Below are 14,773 nucleotides of genomic sequence, written 5' to 3'. Positions count from 1 at the left end.
AAAATCTTTTAATTCTCTCGTATTCAGCCTACAAAGGTATAAAATAATTTCTATTTTTTCTGCTTCCAAAATTTGGTGATGAAATTTGCGGTGAGTGCCGATACAGGGTAGCGGTGTATATCGGTGATGGGTATGCTGTTGTCAAGGGGTTCGGGGGTGGTGATAATCCAAAAAGAAGTGTAGATATGCTGGTGTGTGAGTTTGTGGATTACAGGTGTTTCGTTGTACAAACTCACGGTAGCTGTGGGGTGAGCAGCAGCTATGGTGTCGGCAGTGGCGGGAGCGTGTGTTTCGAGTAACGGGAACTCATAGAGTCCGTGCCATATATCTTTGCCTTCACGCTTTTGTAAGAGGGTTTGTCCGTAGGGGTTTAACCATACGAGGTAGTTGAAATAACGTTTTTTGATAGTGATTTTCTTGAGTTTTACGGGTAATTCGTTTACCTTGTTATGGTGGAATGCCCAACAATGGTCGCGCAATACGCAATTAGCGCAATCGGGACTCTGGGGAGTGCATTGCAGTGCGCCAAACTCCATTATTGCTTGGTTGTAAACACCTGCATTGGCTTTATCTAAACACTCGTGTGCCAAGGCTTTAAACTCTTTTGCTCCTTGAGTGCTGTTGATAGGGGTTGCGATGCCAAACACACGTGAGAGCACGCGGTATACATTGCCATCGACTACGGGGCAGGGTTCGTTATAGCAAAAAGAGGCGATGGCACTGGCTGTATAGTCGCCTATGCCTTTGAGTTTTACGAGTTCTTTATAGGTTTTTGGGAAGATACCACCCAGTTCGGTAGCGATGTATTGGGCGGTGTGATGTAGATTTTTGGCGCGGGAGTAGTAACCTAAGCCCTGCCATAGTTTGAGGACTTCTTCTTCGGGGGCATTTGCCAAATCGGTGATGGTGGGATAGTTGCTGATAAAGCGCTGGTAGTAGGGCAGCCCTTGTACGACACGCGTTTGCTGGAGAATAATTTCGGAGAGCCACACCTTATAAGGGTCGGTAGTGCCACGCCAAGGCAAGTCGCGCTGGGCAGTGGCATACCAATTCACTAATTTGTCGGAAATAGGTTTCAGGGGTTAGGTTTTAGGTGTTAGAGAGTGTCGCTACTCATTGGTGAATTTGCTAATTAGATAACTACAGCTGTGCCGCTGACAGTAACCATTAGCATACCGCCATTAGCGCCTACGGTTTCATAATCGAGGTCGATGCCAACGATCGCATTAGCGCCTTTTTGGGCAGCGCGTTGTTGGAGTTCGGCAAGGGCAGATTCTTTGGCTTCGATAAGGACTTTCTCGTAGGTAGTAGAGCGCCCGCCAAAGAAATCGGTAAGTCCAGCCATAAAATCTTTAATAGCATTTGCCCCGATGATGGTTTCACCGGTAACGATGCCTAAATATTGCTTGATAGGTTGTCCTTCGAGGGTAGGGGTTGTTGTTAAAATCATAGTGTTAATTTCTTTGATTTGTCAATTTGCCGATTAGCAAATTTACTAATTTTCTGATTTTTCAGAGTTGTTAGTTTCGGGTTTCTTTTCGTTGGGGTCTTTAGCGGCGTCTTTGAACTCGCGAATGCCACTGCCCAAACCGCGCATTAGTTCAGGGATTTTTTTGCCTCCGAAGAGCAATAATACAATAGCTACAATGATAAGGATTTGACCGGTTCCTATCATTCCTAAAAATATACTTAGCATAATTTCTATTAGTTAAGAGGTAAGAGATAAGAGGTAAAGTGTTACCTATTAGCTATTACTTGTTTGTGGTGCAAAGGTATAAAACAATTAATAATTAACAATGAATAATGAAGAAATTTTTGGATTTTAGAATTTAGTTTTTTTCGCGAATAGCTCCTGCGTCTATTAGCAAACTTTTACAAGCGTCTAAATTTGTTTTTTCATCTTCGTTTATTTCAATGCCATAGTCACTTAGGATATTGTCTAACGCTGAGGAAATAATGGAGTAGTCACCATCTTCTAAGAAATAATTGATATTGGGATTAGCGCCTTTACTGAGTAGATATTTCATCAGTTTAGGGTTGTGAGTATATGAGGTAACTTGTAGCGCATTGATGCCATCATAACCAAAGAAGTTGATATCAGCACCTAATGAAAGCATTTTGTCGGCTAAAGAGATAGTTTGCTGTACAATTAGATCTTCATTAGCGTTGGGTGTGTTTTCGGCTATTTTGCAAGTAGCAGAATCGAATAATTGGGTAAAGGGAGTACATCCTAAGTGGTTGATGCAGTTGATGTTTGTTCCTTCGGAGACTGTTTTTTCAATATTTTTCCAATCAAAATTATCTACAGCATTAAAGAGTTTATTTTCTTCTTTTGTGAGGGTAGGGGTTGTTTCTTTGGCGTAGAGGAGAGTTAAAAGTTCGGTATCGCAATATACAAAAAAGTCTTTTATCTCATCATAAGAAAACCTACAGTTATATTGATTGAAGAAGTAAGATGTTTTGTTGTTTCGATATTGGTCAGCAATTTTATTTATAATGTTGTTGTTGATTTCGGGTTCATTTACACAAGCGTTCAGTTGTAAGGTCTCGTTATTTTGGGAGAAATGAATGCTTTCAGAAGATATGATTAGCGGGCTGTCGCATAGGGCGATGAGCATTTCTTTAAAATAGTTTTCAGCTTCAGCTCTTTTGTTGTGGGTAAAAACTAATTTTTTTAGAGGGTCTTTAGTTTTTACCCATTCATGATTGAGATGGAAAGGGTACCATTGCTGAGTGAGTTTTTGGGCTACTTCCCATACTTGTAAAGCGAAGTTAAACTTTGCGCTACGTACACAAAGTTCTGTAGGGAGTTCTTTTTTATCAAATTTTGCAAAGAAGTAAGCTTTTTGAAAATCATTTAGGCTTCTCAAAAGATAAGGGGAGTAATTAATTTTTCTATCTAATGAGTGATAAGTGCTTAGGATGTCACTTTTAGTTTGAAATTGTTCGCGGGAGTAACGTTCTGTAAAGTGTTTCATAGTTAGTTACTAACGAGTAAATTCAATTGATTTGATAATCGTTTCCAGTTCAAAGAGCATATCGCGTTTGGCGACTCCTGGAGCATATAGGAAACCTTCGGCTACTAGAAGTCGGTTATGGGCTTTATCTTCAATGATGTAGTTGATGTAGGGACCTCCAAGGGCAAATCCTTTTACTTCCCATAAACCTTTGCTTTCAATAGCTTTATGTCCTTTTATTGTCACTTCGCTGATGCTAGGAGCAAGGTAGGTTTCGGTAACCATATACATACCTTTTTCGGGTCCTGGGATATATTTTTCGCCTATAGAATCACGCATTTTCACAATGGCTTTGGCGCGTCCTTCCTCATCGGTAGGGATACTGCCAAGGGGCATTTCATAGAGAATGATGCTCGCTTTACCGCCTTTGATATTACGTTCAATCCAGAAGAAGTTGTCGCCATATTTTTTTACGCCGTACACAGCAGGCATAGTGAATTTAACGCCTAAAGTTTCTTCAACTTGCTTGTCTTTGCTAAGGGCATTAGCAAAACGGCGGCGAGTTTCGGCCATTTCGTTGTTTCTAAACTCGTTTACTAATTCTTTGTGGTATTCTTCTACCTTGCAAGCGATGTCGCGGTTTTGTTTTCCTTGTACAATACACACTACTTGTGGTTTGGCAAAGAGGTTTTCTTTTACGAAAGCTTTTTTCTCGTTGTCACGGTTTACAATCAGTACGTTTCTACTGTTGCGTGTATTGCCTTCAAACACTTGAGGGGGTACTTGGTGAAGGGTGAAAGTAGGTTCTTCGGTAGGTAGCCCGTCTATAGGTGCTGCAAAGTAACGGCGAATGGTGTCGCCTACAGTGCCTTCCCATAAGTCGTTGTCAATCACCACAGCTACGCTGTTGATAGGACCTACTGAAGGGGGCAAATAGGTGTTGTTTTTGTCATTGTTAGTATCGTTGCAAGCTGCAAAAAGGAGAGCGCTCAATACGCTAAAGAATAATAGGCGTTTCATAAAAAAGATAATTTTCTGCTTTTCGCAAAAATGTGTAGCTAAAATCGTTCCAAAGTGATATTTTTCTAAGAAAAAAGCTGGCGATATTTAGGTAAGAGGTAAGAGATAGGAGGTAAGAGAGTCTCAAACTCATTAAAAATGATTAATAATTTACTACGATATTGAGGCGTTTGGCTAAGAGTTTTTGCAACTGGATGTAGTTCATTACGTTCTCTAAAAGTTCTTTCTTTTCTTCTTCGTTAGCTTGCGCCATTTGCTGTGTAAGACTTTGGATGAGGTGGTGTACTAACAAACTCCTAATATTGAGAATGATATCGCCTACAATAGTTTCAAGATGAGCGTCTTTTGCTTTGGGGACGATGTCGCGTTTGCTCCAATCGTGTAGCTGATTGTTTTCGTCGTCTAACAACATCCCCGATACTTTTTCACTTAGTTCTATAGGCAACTCGTTGGCGATGCGATTGACGTCATAATTAGGGTTTTCGCTGAGTTTGCCCATCAGCAGTTCGTAGATTTGTTTGAAATCGGGGTTGGCGAGCTCTATTTCGTCTTCTTGGAGTTCGAGGAATATTTTTTCGTAAATTTTCAGTGTTTGCTGTACTTGCTCCTCTTTAAGGCTGCCGTCTTCCTCTTCCACGAGTATGGTATCGGTGAATACGCATTCTCTATTACCGTAGAGCAAAAGGTTTTTGATGAGGTCGTACTCCAAGACTTCTAAGCGGTTTACGGTGCGTTTTTGGGTTTCTTCTGGCGTTTGCACTACCTGCATCGCCGCTTTTTGCTTGCGCTCTACTTTTTGCCCCTCATAAAAGTCCTTTTTGAGAATTTGCGCCAAAGTAGAGAAGAGCACCTGTTCCGAGATGTCCATAATGCTAGCGCACTCACGTACATATACTTCCCGCTTGATAAGGTCGGGAATTTTGGAGATGCTCTCTACCATATCGCGTATGGTTTCGGCTTTTTTGATAGGGTCGTTCTGTGCCTCTTGCATTAGGAGGGAGGCTTTGAAGCGAATGAAATCGGTAGCGTTGTTTTCGAGGTATAGCACAAGGTCTTCGTAGGCGGTTTTGCGTGCAAAGCTATCGGGGTCATCGCCATCGGGGAAGGTGCAGACCTTCACATTCATACCCTGTTCCAAGATGAGGTCGACCCCGCGAATAGAAGCCCGTAAGCCTGCAGCATCGCCATCGTACAGCACTGTGATGTTGGGGGTAAGGCGGTGAATGAGACGGATTTGGTCTTGCGTAAGGGCTGTTCCGCTGGAAGCTACCACATTTTCGATGCCTTTTTGATGCATCTGAATCACATCGGTATAGCCTTCTACCAGATAGCAGTTATCAGCTTTCGCAATGGCTTGTTTGGCAAAGAAAATGCCATACAGCACTTTGCTCTTGTGGTAAATCTCGCTTTCGGGAGAGTTGAGGTATTTGGCTTGTTTCTTGTCGTTGGTGAGGATACGCCCCCCGAAGCCTAATACGCGTCCGCTCATAGAGTGAATGGGGAACATCACGCGCCCTTTGAAGCGGTCGAACTTACGGTCGCCATTGACGATGGTGAGTCCGGTTTTTTCTAAGAATTCTAACTGATAGCCTTTGGCAAGAGCGTTATCGGTGAAGGCTGTCCACTCATCGGGGGAGAAGCCTAAGCGGAATTTTTGGATGGTTTCCTCAGTAAAACCGCGCTCTTTGAAATAGGTCATACCGATAGCTTTGCCGGCTTCGGTATTGAAAAGGGTGTCCTGAAAATATTGTTGGGCGTATTCTGAGACGATATAGAGGCTCTCGCGCTCATCGGCTTGTGCTTTTTCTTCAGTAGATTGCTCGGTTTCCTCAATGTCGATATGGTATTTTTTAGCCAAATAACGAATGGCTTCGGGGTAAGTGAAGTGCTCGTGTTCCATCAGGAAGGCAATAGCATTCCCGCCTTTGCCACTACTGAAGTCTTTCCATATTTGCTTTACGGGCGAAACCATAAAGCTGGGCGTCCGCTCGTTAGAGAACGGACTCAATCCTTTGTAATTAGACCCTGCGCGCTTGAGTTGGACGAAGTCGCCAATGACTTCCTCCACCCGCATTTGGTCGTATACTTTATCTATGGTATTTTTTGAAATCACTGTTTTTTAGATTAAGGAAGAAAAGGATTAATTTGTTAATTGTTTGAGGTCGTCCTCCAATTCTTTAAGGCTGTTTTCACGTTCTATTTGGCGTTGCTTAGTTTGGTATTTTTCATACTCTTGAGCTGATTTTTCTATGGACTTGTTCTGATTTTACTCGATAACCTACTGAGATGATCACATCAAGATTGTAATATTCTACCTGATAGTTTTTACCATCGGTGGCAGTTGTTGCAAATTTTGCAACAACTGAGTTTCTGTATAGTTCTCCTTCTTGGTTTTGGTATATGAGAAACTGTGAGTTCATAGGGTTTATTTCTTTGTTTATCATTCTACCCCTCGATAGTAGCCTCTTTTAGCTCGCCGTTGAGGTTGCCATATACGGTAATGGCGTGCCCCCAGAACATATCGTCGTCGTCAAAATAGATACAGAAACGCTCATCAGCAAAGAGAACTAACTCTGTTATACTCATACGCTCAGCAAAGTGCTTAGGAGTAATCTCAGGAGCATTGGCATCTTCTTCTTTTTGCCATTCGTTGGCTAAATCAGTAAGTTTTTCGGCTGCAAAGGTTTTGAGATGTTCTATCCACGCTTTGAAGTTGGCAAGGGCTGTTTGCCTAAAAAGGTTTAGGAGTTCTTTTAGTTTTTCAATATCATCGGTATGAACATTTAGTGAAAGCCCATCTTCTTCCTCTTCATAATACATTCCTCCTTCGAAACTGCCGTATATTTTGTTCAACTCCAGCGAAAAATCATCGTCTTCATAGGTTACTTCGGTATTATATTCTTCTAAAATAGCCTCAAAACGAGGTTCTGTTACATTCTCCTCTACTATTTCGACCAACATAAATGTGTGTTGGAAAACTTTAGAAGCGTTTTCGGGTTTTATAGAGCGTACTTTTAGGCGAAATGCCTTTTGTGCCTGAAAGAAATGTTTCCAATCTTTTTCAACGAGCCATTCTATGCGAGTGTTTTTATAAAAAAGTTCTCCTGTTTCTACATCTATGTAAGCTAAAGGGTCGTTAGAAGGCACCCAAGCTCCGTTATAATAACTTGCTCCATTAGTAGGTCTTTCGATAAGGGCTATGATTTCCTTTTCTTCGGGGAGAAACTTATCTGAGAATTTTTGTACAATTTCTGGGTTCATAGTTGTAAGGTGTTAAATAGCAAAGGCATTTCGCACATTGCTTTTGAATGATTATAAGTATCAAAACTTCCTAAAGCAGTAGCATTTTTTTTAGCTGTTTGAAGATACGGATTTAGTTGTTTGTAAATATCATTATCTTTCTTAAAGAATTTTTCTGTTTTCTCATAGCCTTGCAAGTGTTGGCTTACTTGCTTTTCAGCATCAGCACAAGAGGTGAACACTTTGTTAGTCTTTTTATAATGCAATAAAAACCAATATTCCAAACAAGGATTATTCACTATCACTACTACTTTGTTTTGCTTTGAAAGACTCTTGTAATAGTTTAAAAATTGTCGTAGAGATGAGGTGCTATTTTTCTTTTCTCGCTCTTCTTTTAGTAAGACATCTAAATCAACTATCCAAAAAACTTTGTCATATTCCTCTTCTGATAATTCTGTAACTAATTCATATTGCTGGTCGATATTCTTTTTCTGTAGAATCTTAGGTGTTATACTGAAAAGGATATTAGGTTCATTGTGTTTAAGCATTTGCAAATACCAATATTCGGTTTCGCCATCTACTACTACAGCAAAGGATTGCTTGGTGGGTATGTTTCTTCCTTTTCTCATTGTTCCAAATTGATAAAAGTGTCAGACAAACGGGGTATCCCACTGAATTTTCCTATTTTGTAAGCATTGAGTATGTTCTTTATAGCAGAAGTGTCAAAATCGGCTAAAGAATAGAGTTCTGTTGCACAATCTTCGCCTTTATCAGTAAACCATATTACATCATTTCTAAAAATATCGGTATCGCCTAAAAGCTCGCGGTTATGGGTAGTAGCGATGAGTTGCGAGTGCTGAGCGTTCTGCAAGAATGAAAGCAAGAAATGGGTATAAAGGTCGGGGTGTAGGGAGCTTTCTAATTCATCAATAGGGAAAATAGTTGGTGTTTTGATAAGGAGTGCCAAAAGCCCTGCAAAACCATAAAAGCGTTTAGTGCCTTCGGATTCTTTATCCATTGACAGATTATAATGAGTATTGTTAATAGTATGTTGAACAATAGGTACTTTTACATATTCCATTCTACCTTTGAAAGCATCAAAAATGTCTGATATATCATCTTCAGGATTATTTTTTATGACAATGTCAGATATATTGAAATCAGCCTTTCTAAGTATCCCTATTACATCTATTTTATCTATTTCTTTTATCTTTATTTTATTTGTAATAAGAGTGTCTATCCTTGTTTGAGGTGCTACAATAGATTTTAAATAATTCCCAAACCAATCGGCTACTCGTCTAAATTCTTCAAGATTGATGTTTGTCTTTAAAAAACCTCCCAATACGGTATTATTCCACAAGGTATTGAGTTCCAATACTTGTTGGGCATTCTTATCAAGGATTATCTTATCGCCAAAGCTAATTTTGGTGAGTTGTTCCGCTATATCAGTAGTACGACTGTATACTAGTACTCTCTCAAAAGTATCTATATATAAGGCTTCTGAAATGACTGCTTGGTGAGTGAAAGCTACTTCATACTGATAGCAAACTTCCTCGTGTACAAATTCTATAGAGAGCTGGGTAGGTTGCAGAGGGGTTTGAGCATCAAACAAAAAAGGGTCAAAATGCAAAATATGTGTCTTTTTCTCCTTAGGGTTTACCACCAAATCTCTTAAAAAATCAAGGGCTTTAAGGACTGTTGTTTTCCCTGAAGCATTGGCGCCATAGATAAGCGCTAACTTCAACAATCGTTTACCTGCTGTATGCACTACATAAGTATCTTCTAAATGCTGAGAGGCATCGGCTTCAAACGACAGCGTTTGCTTATCTTTTATAGAACCAAAGTTCTGTATACTGAAATTTACAATCATTTTTTTATAACTGATATTCTAAAATCGCAAAGTTATACAATTATTTTGAAAAAGCAATGTTTATTGGGTGAAGTAGATTAATTTTCGCCTATAGATGCTCAGTAATTTTGATTTGGAAACAAAGCCTTCGTACTTGCCGTTCTTTACTACAGGTAGATTCCACGCACCGGTGTGTTGAAACTTATCCATTACAGTGCTCATTTTGTCCTTGCCCATTTCTATGATGGCAGGTGGTTTTTGCATTAGTTCTACGGCAGGAATCTTGTCGTAATAATCGGTTTCGAAAATTAAGTGCCGAATGTCGTCGAGCAGGATTACGCCTTGTAGTGTACCTGTTTCGCGGTCGAGTACAGGATAGATGTTGCGGTTTGATTCGCGCACCGCATTGTACACTACCTCGCGGAGTTTCATATCGGTATATACGGGGGTGAAATTGTGTTCCACTACTTGGTCGAAGTCCATTAGAGTGAGTATAGATTGGTCTTTATTTTGGGAGATGAGCTCTCCTTTTCTGCCTAATTCCATTGTGTAAATAGAATATTTATTGAAATATTTGGCTACCGAAAACGATACCGCAGCGGTGAGCATCGCGGGGACTAATAGCGAATAACCTCCAGTTACTTCGGCAATGAGAAAAACGGCTGTAAGGGGTGCGTGCAATACACCCGTCATCAGGGCAGTCATTCCCACCAAAGTGAAGTTAGGCAAAGCCGCTTTGTAGCCCAAGATAGGAAATTCGTTGATAATCCGTGCTAAGCAGTTGCCCATCACTCCGCCCATAAACAACATAGGCGAAAAGATTCCCCCAACGCCTCCTGCCCCAAAGGTGAGTGAGGTAGCAACGACTTTGGCAAAGGTAAGTCCCGCCAAAAGTAGGATAATCACCCACGCATTGGATAAATCCCAACCGAAAATATTGCTACTCAGTGATAATTCGGGGTGACCTTCTTTCAAATGATTGATAATCTCGTGTCCTTCGCCGTAAAGCGGTGGCATTATGTAGATAAGCAACCCCAAAAGAGCTCCACCTACCACAATTCGCAGCCAAGGAGAAGATAGTTTTTTGAAAAAAGCATTGATTTTCTCATAAATATAGGTAAAATAAGCCGACATCAGTCCGCCTACGACCCCTAAAAGAATGTAAAACGGAATGCCTTGCAATGAAAAAGCGCGTGTGATCGTCATTGGGATTAGCACTTCACTGCCAAAGAAAAAATAAGAGGTGAATACCCCGCAGAGAGAAGCGATAAACAGCGGAATGAGCGATGAAAGCGTTAAATCCAAGCCAAAAACCTCGATAGCAAACAATATGGCTGCAATAGGCACTTTGAAGATAGCTGCCAAAGCCGCTGCACAGGCACACGCTAAAAGCAACATTCGGTTTGACTGGTTGATGTGAAAAAATCTACAGATATTAGAACTAATGCCTGCTCCTGTTACTACCATAGGTCCTTCGAGCCCTACCGAACCCCCAAAACCAATAGTGATAGGTGCTGTGAGAATACTCCCATACGCCTGAAAACGCTTCATTATCCCTTTTTGATGCGCTACTGCATAGAGAATTGAGGGAATTCCGTGATTTACATCGTGACGTATTACGTATTTTTTTACTAAATAGACAATGGCAAAACCCAACATCGGGAGGATAAAGTAAAATCCGTAGGTAATTGTTTGTGCGAGTTTGCCGTCTAACAGCCACTGAATAAGGTGTGTGAACGAGCGCATTGCCAAAGCCGCTAAGCCTGTAGCAATACCTATTACCCCGCTGAGAATGAGGATAAAATGCCTATCGGAAATATGTTTTACACGCCAAATTAAAAGGCGTTTGAGAAGATGTTGTGGGTGGGCAGTCATTGTTTATATTGAAAAATCAGCGGCAAAAGTACGAAATATTTACTTTTTTCACTACCTTTGTACGAACTTTGTACAAACTAATACAGATAAACAATGGAAATACATCTCAAACGCGTATATGAAGAAAACGACCCTAACGATGGTTTTAGAGTACTTGCCGACCGCCTTTGGCCTCGCGGCATTAAAAAAGAAGCACTTGCTTTAGACCTTTGGGCAAAGGAAATCGCCCCAAGCACCGAATTGCGCAAACGCTATCACCAAGATGGTGATTTTGACGCTTTTAAAAAAGATTATACTGAAGAACTAAAACACAATGTGGATTTTCTGGCTTTTTGCGAAACGCTGAAAACACACAAAGTGGTAACCTTGCTCACTGCCAGCAAAGAGATTGACAAAAGTGCCTTACCTATACTGCTATCTCAAATAAGCTGACCTACTTCGTCGTGAATGTAGTGCTGTCCTTCACAGAATTGCGCTAATTCTTCTGCAATAAACTTTTGCACTTCTGCAATAGAAGTTTTAGGGTATAACAAGTGCACATTAGCACCTGCATCAAGGGTGAAGCAGAGCGGTACTTTGGTGTCTTTGCGGTATTGCCACACACGCTGAATGACTTCTAAGGTGTTAGGACGCATCAAGATAAAGTATGGAATGCTGGTTTGCATCATCGCGTGAAGGGTGAGGGCTTCACTTTCTACAATCTCCATAAAATGCTCAATATCACCAGAGGCAAAGCAGCTAACGAGTTGGTTGATATTCTTATTAGCTTGTGTAAAACGCGCCTCGGCAAAAGGGTGACCGTGCATAAGGTTATGCCCAACAGTGCTGCTCACTTGCTTCTGACCGCGGTCGATGAGCAAGATAGTATCTTGGTAATTTTGAAAAACTTCGTGAACGGGTAGGGGGTAGGTAATGCCATATTCGTCCGAACTGCCTGCAATAGCAGGGTGTTCACCCCATACTACAATACTGCCTTTTACACTACGGCAAGCACTACCCGAACCTAAGCGCGCTAAGAAAGACGCTTTTTGCCAAAAGGCTTCTTCAGTATAAGTTTCGCCTAATTCTTTAGCTATTTTCATCAAGCATACCGAAAGCGCTGCCATAGCACTCGCCGAGGAGGCAATGCCACTGCTATGTGGGAATGAATTATGAGAGGCAATATTGAAGTGATAATCCTTTAAAAAAGGAAGGTAAGGGAGGATACGCTCAAAAAAAGTGCTGATTTTAGGGTGAAATGACGGTTTAGGTTGTCCTTCAAAGCTAAAGTTAAAAGAAAAAGAATCGCCAGAAGCTATAGAAGATTCACTTCTACGTTCGTAATCGATAGAAGTCTCGGTATAACAATGCGTAAGTGTGAAACTAATAGAGGGGTTTGCAGGGAGTTGTTCTCCCTTTTTGCCCCAATATTTTACCAGGGCGATATTACTGGGTGCTTTGAATGTTGTCATTTTTATTAGGTAAGAGGTAAGAGGTAACAAGTGTCACGTCCTAAAATTGGTTTACAGTTATTTTGTCAGTTTGAGTAACATTTATTCTTTTCACTCCAAAAGTCTAAAGTGTTTTCTAATTCTGTTCTTGCCTTACCCGACCATTTTACTCACATATTTTTTTCTAATAGTCTCAAACAATTCTTCTCCATCAATCCAATTGCCATTTTTAACATCTTCGCGAGCTAAAGCAATTGCTTCTCTATCTTCATTAGTAATTAGAGAGGGATATTTATAAGGATTGGTTACCTCAATCCCTATGGTAGCAAAGTAATCAACTATTTGTTGATACTCTTCAAAATTAATATTTTTGTTTAAGACAAGTGTGTTCATATTACTATTGGTCTTTTTGGGGTTACCCTTTATCTCACTGGGCGGTTCATTACCAAGTCGATGTAGAGATTTACCTTGTCTTTGAGTTCTTTGCGGTTTACGATGAAGTCTAAGAAGCCGTGTTCGAGTAAGAACTCAGCGGTTTGGAAGTCTTCTGGAAGGTCTTGCCCCGTGGTGTCTTTCACTACGCGCGGACCTGCAAAGCCTATGAGGGCACCTGGTTCGGCAATATTGATGTCGCCAAGCATTGCAAATGAAGCGCTTATCCCTCCGGTTGTAGGGTCGGTACAGAGAGAAATATAAGGAAGTTTGGCTTCGTCGAGCTGTGCGAGTTTGATAGAGGTTTTAGCCATTTGCATTAGTGAAAGGGCAGCTTCCATCATTCGGGCGCCTCCCGATTTAGAAATCATCAAGAAAGGCAATTTGTGTTTGATAGCATAGTCGATAGCACGGCAAATTTTCTCACCTACCACACTTCCCATAGAGCCCCCGATAAAAGCGAAGTCCATACAACCTATAACTATAGGTTTGCCTTTAGAGTTACCTACGGCAGTGCGAACGGCATCTTTGAGATCTGTTTTTTGGGTAGCTTCTTCCAAACGCTGGGTGTAGGCTTTGGTATCCGTAAAATTCAGCGGGTCTTTAGAGGTCATTTTGGCATCGAGTTCCTGAAATTCGTTGTTATCAAACAATATTTGGAAGTACTCTTTGCTGCCTATGCGCACGTGATAACCATCATCAGGACTTACATAAAAGTTGGTGGCCAACTCATCTTGTTCCACGATGTTACCACTAGGTGATTTATACCATAATCCTTTAGGGATATCTTTCTTTTCCTCAGTAGAGGTTTGTATTCCTTTTGCTGTTCTTTTAAACCAAGACATAATCAATCAGTTTTAGTAAAGCGCAAAAGTACAAAGTTTTTTTTAAATAGCAATTTTTAGGAAATAGAAAACTTCGTCAAAGACGTGGCACTGCAGGTGTTGAGGACTTTGACGAAGTGGTTGTAATTAAGTTTGAGAGTGATACTTTTAGTAATGTTGTTGTAGGAAGCCATAGGTTATCACTCTATTGACCTATATGCCTACATTGCAAGATGTTTCATAGGCAATGCTTTTATCAATTCTCCGCTACAAAGGTAGTGCTTTGCAGTTTGTTTGTCAAGAGAATTAACATTTTTAACCTTCTGTACGGATAATATTAAGAAGGCTTTAGGGCGGTCCTTCTATTAGCAGTTGCCTTGTGAGAAAAATGGCAAATTAGCAAAATTAGTAGAAAACTTAGCGGAAGTTTGTGAAATTCATTTTATTTTCTTTCTTTTGCCGTGAAAAGTTGTTGGAATACAAGAAACACGTTATCAGGAAGGAAGATGCCACTTTCCAAACTCAAAGAGAAAAAATTAACAAGTGAGTTTAAACATTGGTTAAGCAAGTAAGGGGTAATGTTTTAAATCCTTATTGATAAAGCACGAGCGACACGCTCGCGCCAGCAGGGGGAGAATAAAACACTAACGAAGAACCCTATAAACAACATCATAATGAAGAATCATATCAAATATTTAGTATTAGCATTGCTTTTGTTGGGTTGCAAAAACTACAAGAGCCTTACAACGCAAATAGATAAAAATAAAGCGATACCTTATAATCAGTATTCGCAAGAATTTCAAGCGTGGGAAGCTACGAAAAATATAAAGTTAGAAGAGGCTTACCAAATACATTTAGGTTATGCTGTCAAAAATCAAGATAAGATAAAACTTAAATCGAAAGAAGGATACCCATTATACTATGTTTATGATGATTGTTATATATTTTCAACGGTAACATATATTCATAAAATCGGTATTTTTAATTGTACGGGTATTTGGGTCAATGCAAATACGGGAGAGGTTAATTATGTTGAAGTCGATAAAAACCAAAATTTTCATACAGACCCGAATATTTGGCTAACTTCCTATAATGGCAACAAGGACAATGAGGAATAAAAAACATTGATTACTTGCTAGGAGAAAT

At 40.3% G+C, this 14,773-nt stretch carries 16 protein-coding genes and 1 pseudogene; 3 read left to right on the top strand and 14 right to left on the bottom strand.

The window, feature by feature from the left end; genetic code table 11:
- Positions 1–50 precede the first annotated feature (50 nt).
- From mutY to Q0162_RS04215, 5 genes are all read right to left on the bottom strand, one after another.
- Positions 51–1,055: an A/G-specific adenine glycosylase gene (gene mutY / locus Q0162_RS04235; RefSeq protein WP_297889601.1), complete on the bottom strand. Its 1,005-nt coding sequence runs from the start codon at positions 1,053–1,055 to the stop codon at positions 51–53.
- 77 nt (positions 1,056–1,132) lie between these two features.
- Positions 1,133–1,450 (bottom strand): heavy metal-binding domain-containing protein, encoded by a 318-nt coding sequence (locus Q0162_RS04230; protein WP_095898614.1) that lies wholly within the window; start codon positions 1,448–1,450, stop codon positions 1,133–1,135.
- Between the two features lie 45 nt (positions 1,451–1,495).
- On the bottom strand, positions 1,496–1,696 hold the full coding sequence (locus tag Q0162_RS04225) for a twin-arginine translocase TatA/TatE family subunit (protein WP_297889597.1): 201 nt from the start codon (positions 1,694–1,696) through the stop codon (positions 1,496–1,498).
- 133 nt (positions 1,697–1,829) lie between these two features.
- Positions 1,830–2,978 (bottom strand): ankyrin repeat domain-containing protein, encoded by a 1,149-nt coding sequence (locus Q0162_RS04220; RefSeq protein ID WP_009414297.1) that lies wholly within the window; start codon positions 2,976–2,978, stop codon positions 1,830–1,832.
- A gap of 9 nt (positions 2,979–2,987) precedes the next feature.
- Positions 2,988–3,890: a DUF4837 family protein gene (locus Q0162_RS04215; RefSeq protein WP_367272166.1), complete on the bottom strand. Its 903-nt coding sequence runs from the start codon at positions 3,888–3,890 to the stop codon at positions 2,988–2,990.
- Between Q0162_RS04215 and Q0162_RS13275 the strand changes: the two genes are divergently transcribed.
- Positions 3,891–3,965 carry a hypothetical protein gene (locus tag Q0162_RS13275; RefSeq protein ID WP_367272165.1) on the top strand — a complete coding sequence of 25 codons (75 nt, stop codon included), beginning with the start codon at positions 3,891–3,893 and terminating at the stop codon, positions 3,963–3,965.
- Between the two features lie 154 nt (positions 3,966–4,119).
- On the opposite strand, the gene dnaG is transcribed toward Q0162_RS13275, so the two are convergent.
- The 6 genes and pseudogenes from dnaG to Q0162_RS04185 all read right to left on the bottom strand — a co-directional run bounded on the left by dnaG (position 4,120) and on the right by Q0162_RS04185 (position 10,941).
- Positions 4,120–6,090 carry a DNA primase gene (dnaG, locus tag Q0162_RS04210; protein WP_297889590.1) on the bottom strand — a complete coding sequence of 657 codons (1,971 nt, stop codon included), beginning with the start codon at positions 6,088–6,090 and terminating at the stop codon, positions 4,120–4,122.
- Between the two features lie 142 nt (positions 6,091–6,232).
- Positions 6,233–6,421: pseudogene (gene rhuM / locus Q0162_RS04205) on the bottom strand (RhuM family protein); the annotation flags it as partial.
- 1 nt (position 6,422) lies between these two features.
- Complete coding sequence (locus Q0162_RS04200; RefSeq protein ID WP_297889585.1) at positions 6,423–7,238, bottom strand: DUF2262 domain-containing protein; 816 nt, start codon at positions 7,236–7,238, stop codon at positions 6,423–6,425.
- The gene (locus tag Q0162_RS04195) at positions 7,235–7,846 is read right to left on the bottom strand and encodes an RloB family protein (RefSeq protein ID WP_281639508.1); all 612 of its coding nucleotides are present in this window, start codon (positions 7,844–7,846) and stop codon (positions 7,235–7,237) included. The genes Q0162_RS04200 and Q0162_RS04195 overlap by 4 nt, the downstream gene beginning before the upstream one ends.
- Entirely contained in the window at positions 7,843–9,087 is a 1,245-nt protein-coding gene (locus Q0162_RS04190) for an ATP/GTP-binding protein (protein WP_297889581.1), read from the bottom strand. The genes Q0162_RS04195 and Q0162_RS04190 overlap by 4 nt, the downstream gene beginning before the upstream one ends.
- 60 nt (positions 9,088–9,147) lie before the next feature.
- Positions 9,148–10,941 (bottom strand): chloride channel protein, encoded by a 1,794-nt coding sequence (locus tag Q0162_RS04185; RefSeq protein ID WP_297889578.1) that lies wholly within the window; start codon positions 10,939–10,941, stop codon positions 9,148–9,150.
- Between the two features lie 93 nt (positions 10,942–11,034).
- On the opposite strand from Q0162_RS04185, the gene Q0162_RS04180 reads away from it, so the two are divergent.
- On the top strand, positions 11,035–11,373 hold the full coding sequence (locus Q0162_RS04180) for a DUF488 domain-containing protein (RefSeq protein ID WP_297889574.1): 339 nt from the start codon (positions 11,035–11,037) through the stop codon (positions 11,371–11,373).
- Here the strand turns inward: Q0162_RS04180 and Q0162_RS04175 are convergent.
- The 3 genes from Q0162_RS04175 to accD all read right to left on the bottom strand — a co-directional run bounded on the left by Q0162_RS04175 (position 11,361) and on the right by accD (position 13,648).
- The gene (locus Q0162_RS04175; protein WP_297889571.1) at positions 11,361–12,392 is read right to left on the bottom strand and encodes a diphosphomevalonate decarboxylase; all 1,032 of its coding nucleotides are present in this window, start codon (positions 12,390–12,392) and stop codon (positions 11,361–11,363) included. The genes Q0162_RS04180 and Q0162_RS04175 overlap by 13 nt on opposite strands.
- A 132-nt stretch (positions 12,393–12,524) precedes the next feature.
- Positions 12,525–12,764 carry a hypothetical protein gene (locus Q0162_RS04170; RefSeq protein WP_096088320.1) on the bottom strand — a complete coding sequence of 80 codons (240 nt, stop codon included), beginning with the start codon at positions 12,762–12,764 and terminating at the stop codon, positions 12,525–12,527.
- Positions 12,765–12,793: 29 nt separating this feature from the next.
- The gene (gene accD / locus Q0162_RS04165; RefSeq protein WP_297889565.1) at positions 12,794–13,648 is read right to left on the bottom strand and encodes an acetyl-CoA carboxylase, carboxyltransferase subunit beta; all 855 of its coding nucleotides are present in this window, start codon (positions 13,646–13,648) and stop codon (positions 12,794–12,796) included.
- 653 nt (positions 13,649–14,301) lie between these two features.
- Between accD and Q0162_RS04160 the strand changes: the two genes are divergently transcribed.
- Positions 14,302–14,745, top strand: a complete 444-nt coding sequence (locus Q0162_RS04160) for a hypothetical protein (RefSeq protein ID WP_297889563.1) — start codon at positions 14,302–14,304, stop codon at positions 14,743–14,745.
- Positions 14,746–14,773 lie beyond the last annotated feature (28 nt).

This window comes from uncultured Capnocytophaga sp., assembly GCF_937936315.1.
Lineage (GTDB): Bacteria > Bacteroidota > Bacteroidia > Flavobacteriales > Flavobacteriaceae > Capnocytophaga.
Note: the sequence above shows the minus strand (reverse complement) of the source record. Positions and strands in the feature narration are given on the sequence as shown.

What these genes read in the sequence shown, in the direction of transcription:
- Q0162_RS04170 (WP_096088320.1), bottom strand. Translation starts at nt 12,764, where the DNA reads ATGAACACACTTGTCTTAAACAAAAATATTAATTTTGAAGAGTATCAA.
- Q0162_RS04195 (WP_281639508.1), bottom strand. Translation starts at nt 7,846, where the DNA reads ATGAGAAAAGGAAGAAACATACCCACCAAGCAATCCTTTGCTGTAGTA.
- Q0162_RS04160 (WP_297889563.1), top strand. Translation starts at nt 14,302, where the DNA reads ATGAAGAATCATATCAAATATTTAGTATTAGCATTGCTTTTGTTGGGT.
- Q0162_RS04225 (WP_297889597.1), bottom strand. Translation starts at nt 1,696, where the DNA reads ATGCTAAGTATATTTTTAGGAATGATAGGAACCGGTCAAATCCTTATC.
- Q0162_RS04230 (WP_095898614.1), bottom strand. Translation starts at nt 1,450, where the DNA reads ATGATTTTAACAACAACCCCTACCCTCGAAGGACAACCTATCAAGCAA.
- accD (WP_297889565.1), bottom strand. Translation starts at nt 13,648, where the DNA reads ATGTCTTGGTTTAAAAGAACAGCAAAAGGAATACAAACCTCTACTGAG.
- Q0162_RS04175 (WP_297889571.1), bottom strand. Translation starts at nt 12,392, where the DNA reads ATGACAACATTCAAAGCACCCAGTAATATCGCCCTGGTAAAATATTGG.
- Q0162_RS04220 (WP_009414297.1), bottom strand. Translation starts at nt 2,978, where the DNA reads ATGAAACACTTTACAGAACGTTACTCCCGCGAACAATTTCAAACTAAA.
- Q0162_RS04190 (WP_297889581.1), bottom strand. Translation starts at nt 9,087, where the DNA reads ATGATTGTAAATTTCAGTATACAGAACTTTGGTTCTATAAAAGATAAG.
- Q0162_RS04180 (WP_297889574.1), top strand. Translation starts at nt 11,035, where the DNA reads ATGGAAATACATCTCAAACGCGTATATGAAGAAAACGACCCTAACGAT.
- Q0162_RS04200 (WP_297889585.1), bottom strand. Translation starts at nt 7,238, where the DNA reads ATGAACCCAGAAATTGTACAAAAATTCTCAGATAAGTTTCTCCCCGAA.
- Q0162_RS04185 (WP_297889578.1), bottom strand. Translation starts at nt 10,941, where the DNA reads ATGACTGCCCACCCACAACATCTTCTCAAACGCCTTTTAATTTGGCGT.